Below are 10998 nucleotides of genomic sequence, written 5' to 3' on the forward strand. Positions count from 1 at the left end.
GCTGGCAAAAAATAGACAGCTGGGACGGGTCAGCATCCTCGTTGTGACAGTGCTGGCCGCCAGCATCGGGCAGGCATCAAACCAGCAGGCGGCCTCGCCGGGAATCGACGCGGAACTGCAAGCCATCCATTCGCGGGCCTCCGAGATTTTGTCACAAGTCGATGGCAAGCGACTGCCAGCATGGCTGCAGGATGCCAATGAGCAGTCTGCCGCCTATGCCATCGAAGCGGAAGCGATTGCCAAAGGCGCTGGTCAGTTGGTGGGGGAGGGGAGTTGTGGCAGCCTGCCGGAGATGCCCGGCAGCATCACCGGAACACTCACCTTCACCCTGTTCGCCTCCCGCTCCCTCGGCGATGCGCAACTGCGAGACCTGTTCCTGTTCGCCTCAGGTCAACCGGAGACGCAAATCCTGTTTCGCGGCATCGGCGAGGACGAGTCGCTGCTGGATTTCATGGCGAGCCTGAAGCCGCTGTTGCAGGACATCGACCAGCCGCCGACGGTGCTGCTCGATCCGACGCCCTTTCGGGCGCATGGCATCGAATCCGTCCCGACCCTGGTCGCGACCGGACCTGACGGCCAGGAAGTGGCGCGCGTCTCCGGCCTGGCCAGTATTCATTGGCTGCGTTCCGCCCTGGACGAGGGCAAAACCGGCGATCTGGGCGTGCGCGGTCCGATCCGGGAGATCGCCGAGCAGGACATCCTCGAGCTGATCCACCAACGCCTGGCGCGCCTGGACTTCGAAACCCTGGGCGAACGGGCGGTGGCGAGGGCGTTCGATCGTCTGCCGTTCGAGCCCTTGCCCGCCGCCGGCGAAGACAGGGAACGCTGGATCGATCCAACCATCACGGCGGGGGCGGATGTGCATCTACCCGATGGCACGCTGCTGGTCCGAGCGGGGGATTCGGTCAATCCGCTGGACAAGCTTCCCTTTACCCAGCGCCTGGTCATCTTCGATGCATCCGATAGCCGCCAAGTCGCCTTCGCGCACTCCCTGGCCAGCGAAGCCTCGGACAAACCCACAACATTCCTGCTGACCGGAGCCCACCGCAAAGGCGGCTGGAACGCGCTGACCCGGGTGATGGAGTTGCTCGATCGCCGGGTCTTTCTGCTCACCCCGGAGATGCGAGAACGCTTCGCCCTGGACAGGGTTCCCGCCATCATCGAGGCAGTGGGACGGCAGTTCCGGGTGCGGGAAGTGGCGATGGTTGGGCAGGTCGAACCGGATATCGCCAGGAGCGAGATGGAATGAATCGCTCCTCCCAGTATCTTCTCGCTGGCCTTGCGCTGCCAATCAGCGTCACCGCTCCAACCCAAGCCGAGGACGCCACCTGCCCGGATGCCGAGTTGCTGAGCGAAAAGCTCATCACCGATGTCTGCTGGTCCTGTCTGTTCCCGGTGCGTATCGCCGGAGTGCCCATTGGCGGGGGCCACATTCCCGCTGGCGTGACCGATCAAGTGGTCTGCGTCTGTCCCGATCCGCTCGGCATCCCCAAACCGGGGTTCACCATCGGGATGTGGGAACCGGCGCGCATCATCGAAATGGTGCGCAATCCCACTTGCGCTCCCTCCCTGGGCGGCATCCGCTTGCCATTCGGCGATGTGCGCCTGCTCGGCAGCGGCGGAAACAGCGAGGAGGACAGCAGCGACACGGCTTTCTACAGCGTCCATGTCTATGCCTTCCCGTTGCTGGTGATGCTCGATCTGCTCTACGACGACCGCTGCAACCCGGATGGCTTTAGCGAGCTGGATATCCTGCATTTCTCTGAGCTCGACCCGACCTGGAACAACTCCGAACTGGCGTTCTTCACCCATCCCGAAGCGGCCTGGCTGACCTCCCCGCCGGCGCTGGCTGCCTGCCTGGCCGATGGCGTCTCCGCCACGGCCGGCACGCCATTGGATGAACTCTTCTGGTGCGCCGGCACCTGGGGCTTGCTTTATCCCTTCGCGGGGGCGCAACCGACGCTGGGCTCACGTCCGCGCGCCACCTCGCTGTCGGCCACCCGCACCATGGCCGCGCTGCATCGCCGGGGATTTGCCCGGCGCACCATGGGCGATGACGCCCTGTGCAAGGCCCCCATCGCACCCTTCCTGCCCAAGAGCCAATACAAGTTCTCCATGTTCTACCCGCTGCCGGAAGCCAACAGCAGTCATGTGATTGGCGAGAGTCCGTTCCGCTGGGGCATCCATCGCACTTATCCCGGTCCGGGTGAGGATCATCTCTACATCCTTTGGCGATGGCAGGACTGCTGTGCGACCCTCTGAGTCTGATCCCGTGCTGTCCGATACATCTTTGGTGCAGGCACGTTCGCGCTCGCCGGCTTTTCGCCTGTTGGCCTCGGTAGTCAGCCTGGCCGTGGCCTGGACACCCTGGGCGCTGATCTGGGGGGATGAACTCGCGGACCTCGGGCGGGAAGGGCAGGCGTTCGGCGCCTCGCAAAGCGCTGCCTTTGTCGTTCCGCAGATCAATGGCGGCACCCTGACGTTTCCGGGCAATGGTGGGAACGACTCAGTCACCATCGAAGGGCTGTTTCCGGGTGCCTCCGCAGTCTCAGCTGAGGATTTCAGTGCCTTTTATGACAACGCGGCCGGTCTGGGTGCTCAGGGTCAGGCGGTGCAGGCCGATCTGCTCCAGACCGATTCCGCCCATGGCGCGGCTTTCGAGAGCTTGCACGGCAGCTTCGGTGTGTCGGACATGGACCTGCGCGCTGATCCCCTGTGGTCGCAGTCCGACCCGCTGCTGTCCGACATGGCTGGCATGACGGAGACCTTCAGCGATTGCTCGGTGGAATCCCAGTTTGCCAGCGGCAGCCGCAAGGCCCATCTGCCGGAGATTGAAACCTGTCAGCAGGTGCAGCAGGGTGGTTCCTGCCTGATCCGGCATGCCTATAGATTACCGCCGGCGGAAACCAGCGTCTCCGTTTCTGGCGACGCCGAGCTGACCTCCTGTGGGAATGGCTGTCTGGAAGTGGTCTTCGCGTTTCAGGGCTCCGATCCTGAGCCGTCCTGCCCGACCTGCGGTTTCCCACCGCCACGAACCTTCGGCTTCGCCATCACGGAGCCCGAGCGCGTCGAGCGGATTGGCGTGTCGGTCAGCGCGCAGGATGCCGATTTTGAATCAGTCTGCGGCACGGATTGCACCCTCATCGCGATGGAGCAGTCCTGGGGCGTCACTTTCCCCGGCTATCACGACGCCGACAGCAGCCAGACTCTCGGCGACGGCATTACCCGAGACCCCCTGTCGGATCGAAACCTGACCTCTGGCTTGCGCAACGGTGGTCAGTTCCAGGTCACCAACGCCGCGCGCGTCCAGACCGACGCTGGTCAGTGGTTCGTCGCCGCAGGCCCGGTCCAGATCCGCGTGCGTATCGAGCTGACACCCCGGCCGCTGACCGACCAGGGCTGGGATGCCACGCCGTCCTGTATTCACCTGGCCGAAACCATCCGCCCGGATGGATTCTGCACCGGCACCGCCGCCTGCTCAGGCGCGCCGGCGCTGGATGCCAATGGCTGTTACAACGCCATGGGCGTGCGCCTGTGTTCTTCCGACTTTGGTTCCAATCCGGTCCACTGGCTCAACCCCTTCTGCCGCGAGATCGCCATTGAGGCCGAGTGCGCCGGGTTTAACAGCGGCCCCATGTCCTGCTGGACCGATCCCCAGGGCGAGACCCACTGTCCCTATAACCCCGGCGACATCGCCGATGACTGCGCCATGCTGGCCGGTGATCCCCGTTGTCAGTTCCAGGATTCCGTCTGCGTCGAAGGCGCCCGCGATCCCCATGGCCTGTGCTATGTCAACGAGTCGCGCTACGACTGCGGCACCGACACCGAGATTCCGGCCATCGCCCGCCAGACCGAGATGGCCTGCGCCGGCCCGGTGCGCTGTCTCGGCGATGATTGCCTGGATTTGACCTATGAGCAGTCCGACGACTTCGCCGAAGCCGCCGCCGCGCTGCAGGCTGCGGAGTTTGTGCTGCTCGATTCCAACTGCACCGCGCCAGGGCAGTGCGAGGTCTTCGCCGGCGAGGCGGCGCAGTGCAAGCAGGCCGTCGGCGGGGTGGTGGATTGCTGCGAGACGCCCCAGGGCATTTCCCTGGTGGATTACATCCAACTGATGTTCATGGTCACCAAGGTCGATGCCGCCATCATGGCCTCCGAATCCGGCACGGCCCTGCGCGGCAGTTGGGAAGTCTTGCGCGATCCATTGGTGGATAGCTGGGATGCGGTCACCGATGCCTTCACCTCCGCGGCCAACAACCTGATGGGCAACACCGCCGCCTCGGCCAGCGAGGGCGCGGCGCGCTTGTCCCTGGATGCCGCCAAGCAAGCCGTGATGCGCCAGACCGTGCAGTGGGTGGCGAACATCTTTGGCGATGCCGCCGCCAATGCGCTATTCGTCACCAGCAGCGGAGGGCCGGCGGTTGTCGGCGGCACCGTGCAGGCGGGACAACTCCAGCTTGGTGGACTGCTCGGTACCACCCTCAGCTGGATCATGACCGCCTACATGATCTATACGGTTGTCATGATCCTGATCCGGATAATCTGGAAATGCGAGCAGGATGAGTTCGAACTGGGCGCCAAGCGCGAACTGCGTTCCTGCCACTATGTCGGCAGTTACTGCAAAACGGATTTTCTGGGCCTGTGCATCGAGAAGCGCAAGAGCTACTGCTGCTTCAACAGCCCGCTGGCGCGCATCATCAACCAGCAAGCACGGGCGCAGACCGGCCATGGCTGGGGTAGCGCCAAAAGCCCGGATTGCTCGGGGCTCAGCCTGCAAGAGCTGGAAAGCCTCGACTGGGAACGGATCGATCTGTCCGAGTGGCTGGCGATCCTAGCTGAATCCGGCCAATACCCAACGGCGGCAAATCTGGACATCGAGACCCTGACCGGCACCGGCTCGGAGCTAAGCACCGGCGCGCGGGCCGATGCGGCCGAGCGCAGTGTGCTGCGCTCCGACGGGCTCGAGGGCGGTGACATCGTCCATGATGCCGCCGGAACCTTCTATGAGGCGTGCTCTGTCAAGCCCTTTTGAAAGCCTTGTCCGATTCAGTACCGTCTAGCAAATCAGAACGTTACAGTCGTTCCCGCATTGCATGAGCGCGCAAATCGGCCGATCCGCCGCGCTTCTCTCTCCCCGAAGGGGCGGGCGTGGTTCATCGAAACGCTCGCGCATGGCAAGGCCGTCGGGCGCTGTTCAGAGGCTTGCAAATCGCGTGATCACTCACCTTGAATCGTCACAGATGCATTGGATCTCCTTGGCGATGGCGGCCGTTTAGTCAGCGCGTTTTGCTCGGTGTCATGGGCATGGCGAGCGTTGTGACAGCCATGGGTTGTCTCGGTTTGAAAGCCGACGGATTCTGTGCGAATCCGCTCCACCTTCTATCCGTGCCGGGAAGCCCGGTCACCTGAAATTGCATGCGATGTTCGCCGCTGAAACCGATTAAAAAGGAAAGCGCCCCTTCTTTTAAAACGGCATGACCAGGGGTCAGCCCAGGTTCCAGTCGGGCGCTTTCGACAACCTTGACCGTGATCCGTCGCGTTGCTCTCTCCTCGGGCGTTGGCGCTGTGCTTGGCCGTTGGGGGTAACTGGATGTCTTCCGCGGGCGGCGGGCCTTAGCCGGCTTTGAGCACCGCGCCGTCTGGGATCTCGCCCTGTTCGAGATAGCGCCACAAGGCGATGAGCAGCTTGCGCGCCAGGGCGACGATGCCGATGCGACGCATGCGTTTGCCGCCGGTGGCAAAGCGCTCGCGGTACCAGCGGCTCAGGGCGCTGTCAGGCTGATAGCGCAACCACAGCCAGGACAGTTCAACCATGAGCGCGCGGATGCGCCGGTTGCCGGCCTTGCTGATGCCTTGGTCGCGCTGATCATCACCGCTCGCATAGGGCGTGGGGGTGAGCCCGGCACAGGCGGCCAGCTGCTGGCGATTGCGAAAGCCGCGCCAGCTGAAGAATTCCATGACCAAGATCCAGCTCGAAACCCAGCCGATGCCTTTGAGCTCGAGCATGCGTGCGACTTGCTGGTGGGAGACGTCGGTGGCTTGCTCGACGCGGCGCTTTTGTTCTTGCTCGATGGCGCGGATTTGCTCATCAGCCAAGCAATAGCGCTGGTATTCGCGGCGGATCTCTTCTTTGAGGTCGGCGCCAAGGGGCTCGCCGGTGGCGGTGCACAAGTGATCGAGAGTATCGATGACGGTGTCGTTGAGACGCTCGATGACGAGACCCTGGGCGATGAAGAGCGATTTGATTCGGGAGCTGTGGGCGCCACGTTCGCGGATCAGTCGCTCGCGCTCGCGGTTCAGCCGCATCCGATCCTCGGCCCCGGCACTGGGGACGTTCACCACCGCGAGGGCTTTTTTCTCTCCGCCAAGATACCGCATGAGCTGCACCAGCAGCGCTTCGACGTCGACCCGGTCGGTCTTCACGCGCCGCTTCTTGCGGTTGACCTGAATGCTGGCCGAGTCGACCACGCGGCTGTGAATCCCCCAGGATTCCAATGTACGATGAATCCAGAATCCATCCCGGCCGGCTTCGTAAACGCTTTCAATGACACAATCCGCGCTGAGTCCAAGCTTCCCCTTGGCGATCTCGATCTGCTCGTGCAAGGCGGGAAGATCGCGCGCTTCGATGGTCTTGATGCGGATCTTCTCGCCGTTGCTGAAGCCCAGCTTCCAGGTTTTGTTGCTCAGCTCAAGGGCCAGATAGAGGGTGGTCTTCGGCGTTTGGACAGCGGCAGTGGTCATGTTCGGTCTCCTCGTGGCTCGGGGTTAATGTCGAGGCTTAGACTTGGATGGCCTACATAGTTTCTTGCGCGAGCAGATCCAGGCGGATCTGCCCTGAGGTTCGCGGGAAAGGTTCGGAGGTCAGTCGTCGCTGGTGATGTCCGTGGCGTCGTCGCCGGCGGACGCCAATGCAGCGTCAGAACGGGCGCTGTCGGCATCGCCTTCACTGGCAGCCGCTCCCTTGGAATCGTCGTCGACATCCACCAAAGACCCGGAGACCAAATTCGCGCCGTTCGCGTCGCCATCGGCTTCTTCAAGCGCATCCGCCTGTCCGCGCCGCACCGCCGAGTCCCGCGCCCTGCGTTCCAGATCGATCAGCTCGCGCCCGAGTCCATAGACCAGCCGGCGCAAGTCATGGGTCAAATCCTTGCGCTGCTTGTTCGAGATCAGCCCCGCGAACCACAGCCCATCGAGCAGCATGAGCGTCTGATCCAGACGCACAATCAACCGCAGATATTGCGCCAGCGCCGGGGAGGACAGCTGCAGGGTCACTTCGCGCGGGTTGGTGTAGCGGGGGACAGGCACGCCGCCTTCGCCATCGGCAAGCTGCTTCAGCCGCGCCTGCTCGTTGGTCAGTCGCTGCGCGACCGCCCCGATGCGCTCGGAGACCAGGGCCTCGATCTGGTCCATGTCGTCATCGTCGCCGATGATGCGCAGCACCACCGAGATGCCATAGAGCGCTCGCACCACCAGGACGAAAGAGCGTCCGCGCTGCAAGACATACTGGGCATTCTGACTGTGAATGGTGACGGTTTGATCGAGAACCGGTTTGGAGAAGGCGTGCTTGTTCGTCTGTGAGACCTGGGCCATCGGATAACCTCCGGGGTGGATGCCAAAAGCCCAGAGTAGGAGGATCAAGCGGCGCTCGCAGCCAGGAAAGAGACAGAATCCGTGCCTCTTTCGCGCCACTGTCCGGCGGAGACACCCCAATCATGCGCAAAAGTTCCCCGGAGGAGATGACAAAAACATGACCAAACTGTCACGGTCGATCCCTCTATTTCCCACTATATTACTTGGGTTTTATAACCTGATATGGAGGGAACGCTCGTGAACGACATGATCTTGCCAATGACCGGAAAGGCCCGGTCGGAACTGATCCGGCGCGCCCGTCGGGCCAAGGGGCTGACGCAGCGCGAACTCGGCGAACAGGTGGGGTTGCCACAGTCGACGATCTCGCAGATAGAGACCGGAGACATTTTGGTGGATTTGACTTTGTTGCCACGGATCGCGGCTGTCTTGGACATTGGCGGCCAGGCATTGCATCGGCTGCTCGAGGCCAGCGATGGCCTGCGCTGGCGCGCGTGGGTGTGGGCGTCAAACCGGCCGCCGAATCAGAAACTGGTCTTGCTGGCGTTGACCGATGGGGCCGACGGGCAGGCCAACTTAGCTCAGTTGGAGGCGTTGACCGGCCTGAACACCGGCACCCTACGCGCGGCGGTCGAGGAGCTGGCGCGCGTCGGTTTGTTGCATGAGGCCCGGGATCGGTTGAAGCAAGGCGAGCCGATCATCATCGCTGGCCCGTCGCCGGGTAGGTGCACCCCATGAGCCAGGCGACGGTGACACGGTTGCAGCCGCGGCCCGCGCGTCTCACGGCGGTGCAGCGGCGCTTGGAAGCCTATGGCGAGGTGGTCGAGCTGATCGCCGGGGAAATGTTGGACCCAACGATCGTCCATTTCTGCGTCGGCTTCATTCTGACCGGACGGCTTGAGCTGAGCTGGCGCGATGGCAACAACGAGAAAGCCTTCTATCCAATCGAGACGGGCGACTGGTTCAGCGTGAACAACCTGTCCCTGCCGCAGCCGCCAAGGTTGGTGTGGTTCCGGGCGACCTGTTTCACTCGGGTGCTGGCGATCGAGGTCGAACGGCTGAATGCTTTGCTGCTGGGTGAGCTGGCCGATCTGGATGGCCCCCTGCACCGAGAGGTGATGCGGTTCTATGCCGAGCGCTGGTCGGAGCTTGCGGCACGCTATCACCGCTCGCTGTTCAATCCGACCGACACCCTGGTGCTGGATGCACTCGACGAAGCCGCTTCGTGGTCGTCGGCCATGTCCCATCCGGAGGGAACCCTCGTCAAGGTGGGTCGGGATGACTTGGCCAAGCGCATCGGCTGCACGCGCGTGACGGTCAGCCGGGCGTTGTCGCGGTTAGTTGCCGATGGTCGGGTGCGTCTCGAAGGCCGCAGAATCCTGCTACTCGGGCATCAAGGACGCGGGGAGGCGGCTTGACGCATCGGCTGGCTGCGCTGCCGGTCTGGTTCAATGAGAACCGGGTCGGCGGCCGGCCAACTTGTCTCGGCATCCATGGGCCGGATGTCCGGTTGGTCGCTGAGCGGCGTGTCCATCAGTTCTGCTCGGTCATCGACGCACCTTACCCGTCGGGAAAGATGCTCAAAATGCGCGTCATTGCCGGCTGCTTGCTTGGCAAGGCCCTGGTAGGGTCGGGGCCTTGTCAAAACTGCGAGCAGACATCAGCCGTGAACCCAGTATTTGAGCCGCAATCCCAACCGGAGAACTGGCGAATACCAGCGCCATTGTCCGGGAGTAGGGCACCTCTCGGTCGCCAAGCCATGGCGGCTGTTTCCCTGGCCGTGTTGTTGATCAGTCCCGTTTCCGGGATGGAACACCCGCTGCAAGAGCTGGGATTCGAGCGCTCGCTCAACCAATGGGAGCTGCGTCGGACCTGGCAGCAACAAACCAAGGTGGCCAAGCCTTCACCGGGCAATCCGCAAGAAACCGCCAAACGTCCAGTTCCGCAGATTCGTCGGATCAGCGCCGTCGCTTTGCTGAAACCGATCTCAGGGTCGATTAAGATCCGCCGGGATCGCTATGTTGCGATCATTCTCTCCGAGGCCAAACGGCACAGGGTCGACCCCAACCTGGTCCATGCTGTCATCCAAGCCGAGTCCGCCTATCGGCCAAACGCCAAGTCTCCGGCCGGTGCCTGCGGCTTAATGCAGCTGATGCCAGCCACGGCCCGGCGCTTCGGTGTGCGGGACATCTGGGACCCGGAGCAGAACATCGGCGGTGGCGTGGCGTATCTGCGGTTCCTGCTTGACCGTTTCTCCGGAGCAATCCCGCTGGTGCTGGCGGCCTATAACGCAGGGGAGGGCGCGGTGGCGAAACACGGCAACAAGATTCCGCCGTATCGGGAGACGCGGGAGTATGTCAGAAAGGTGATGGGGTATTTCGGTTGAGAGGTGACGAACCAGAATAGGCATTGCCACCGGATCATTCGCTCCATCATCCACCAAGCTGGTGCCGTCCTCAGACCAAAGCTCCGGCTGGATGTTGTCGATGCACGGTCAAGCCAGCGGCAGAATCCGCTCCTGCACCACCGGATTGCTCTCCGCGCAGACGACATCCAGATGCACAGTCGCGCGTGTCAGCCCGCAGAACAGCACCTGCAGCTCGCGCTGGAGATCGCTATCGCGCGGGTCGACATCGACCAGAATCACCGCCGCCGCCTGCTGGCCTTTGAACCGCCGCACGGTATCGAACAAAATCTGCCCGTCAGAGTAGATCTGATTGCCGAGTAGATCGTAGGTATTGGTAAAGCGCCTGAGTGTGTGATTCCCGACCCGCGCGCAGTCCTTCAACGCCGTGCTGCCGACACCCCGGCAGGAGAGAATCGCAATATCCTGCGGCTGAAAACGCTGCTTTAGCCGCTGCCCGACCAGGCGGCCGACCAGCTTCGGCTGCTCACTTGACTCCTGATAGGGCGTCACCTGCACCCCCAGCCCCGGCAGATCGTTCGCGCCGGTGAATGCAAACTCCGGCAGCGCCTCGCGGATAAAGCGCGCGATGCTCTCTGGCGAACGGTAATTCAGCAGCGACTGGTAACCGACAAAGTCCTGCTCCTGCAACGCCATGGGCGTGGTCGAACGGACATTCTGATTCGGGTCCTCCAGCCACAGCATGGCCGCCTCCTCGCGCAGAAACAGCCGCACCGCCTCGAACCATTCGCCCTCGAAATCCTGCGCTTCATCGACAATCAGCGTATCGAAGCGCCAGTCATCTGCCGGCTCCTGCGTCAGCGCCTGTTCCTCCACCTGCTTGGCCGCCGCTGTCCAGAAGGCCGGATCAGTGCGCATGTCATCGAAATTGAGCGGTGCACCGCGCGCGCAGAAACTGATCGCAGAAGTGATGCGCGATAAGCGGCCGAGTCCTAGGCGAACTAAGAAGATCTAGCTGCGCTTAAGCGGCTAGCGCTGAAGATTCGGCG

Annotated in this window: 9 protein-coding genes; 6 read left to right on the forward strand and 3 right to left on the reverse strand. The window is 62.9% G+C overall.

From position 1 onward, the window contains the following. Nucleotides 1–43: 43 nt before the first annotated feature. From Thiosp_RS10710 to traN, 3 genes are read left to right on the forward strand one after another with little or no spacing between them, the layout of a single operon-like run. Nucleotides 44–1249, forward strand: coding sequence for a TrbC family F-type conjugative pilus assembly protein (locus Thiosp_RS10710; protein ID WP_323697045.1), 1206 nt, complete (start codon nt 44–46; stop codon nt 1247–1249). After that, nucleotides 1246–2262, forward strand: a complete 1017-nt coding sequence (locus tag Thiosp_RS10715) for a TraU family protein (protein WP_201067096.1) — start codon at nt 1246–1248, stop codon at nt 2260–2262. The genes Thiosp_RS10710 and Thiosp_RS10715 overlap by 4 nt, the downstream gene beginning before the upstream one ends. Nucleotides 2263–2272: 10 nt before the next feature. Beyond that, the gene (traN, locus tag Thiosp_RS10720) at nt 2273–5029 is read left to right on the forward strand and encodes a conjugal transfer protein TraN (protein WP_323697046.1); all 2757 of its coding nucleotides are present in this window, start codon (nt 2273–2275) and stop codon (nt 5027–5029) included. A 581-nt stretch (nt 5030–5610) separates the two neighbouring features. Here the strand turns inward: traN and Thiosp_RS10725 are convergent. Further along, nucleotides 5611–6738 (reverse strand): IS110 family RNA-guided transposase, encoded by a 1128-nt coding sequence (locus Thiosp_RS10725; protein ID WP_201068759.1) that lies wholly within the window; start codon nt 6736–6738, stop codon nt 5611–5613. Nucleotides 6739–6858: 120 nt separating this feature from the next. Next, nucleotides 6859–7587: a hypothetical protein gene (locus Thiosp_RS10730; RefSeq protein WP_201066943.1), complete on the reverse strand. Its 729-nt coding sequence runs from the start codon at nt 7585–7587 to the stop codon at nt 6859–6861. Between the two features lie 246 nt (nt 7588–7833). Between Thiosp_RS10730 and Thiosp_RS10735 the strand changes: the two genes are divergently transcribed. The 3 genes from Thiosp_RS10735 (at nt 7834) to Thiosp_RS10745 (ending at nt 9970) form a co-directional block, all read left to right on the forward strand. Further along, nucleotides 7834–8322, forward strand: coding sequence for a helix-turn-helix domain-containing protein (locus tag Thiosp_RS10735; protein ID WP_242518591.1), 489 nt, complete (start codon nt 7834–7836; stop codon nt 8320–8322). After that, a complete protein-coding gene (locus tag Thiosp_RS10740) occupies nt 8319–9002 on the forward strand; it encodes a Crp/Fnr family transcriptional regulator (RefSeq protein ID WP_242518590.1) in 684 nt (227 codons plus the stop codon). Before Thiosp_RS10735 ends, Thiosp_RS10740 begins: the two co-directional genes overlap by 4 nt. Before the next feature lie 341 nt (nt 9003–9343). Continuing rightward, nucleotides 9344–9970 carry a lytic transglycosylase domain-containing protein gene (locus tag Thiosp_RS10745; protein WP_201066945.1) on the forward strand — a complete coding sequence of 209 codons (627 nt, stop codon included), beginning with the start codon at nt 9344–9346 and terminating at the stop codon, nt 9968–9970. A gap of 108 nt (nt 9971–10078) precedes the next feature. Here Thiosp_RS10745 and Thiosp_RS10750 read toward each other — a convergent pair whose 3' ends face one another. Further along, nucleotides 10079–10867 (reverse strand): ATP-binding domain-containing protein, encoded by a 789-nt coding sequence (locus Thiosp_RS10750; protein WP_323697047.1) that lies wholly within the window; start codon nt 10865–10867, stop codon nt 10079–10081. Between the last annotated feature and the right edge of the window lie 131 nt (nt 10868–10998).

It is taken from the genome of Thiorhodovibrio litoralis, assembly GCF_033954455.1.
GTDB classification, from domain to species: Bacteria; Pseudomonadota; Gammaproteobacteria; order Chromatiales; family Chromatiaceae; genus Thiorhodovibrio; species Thiorhodovibrio litoralis.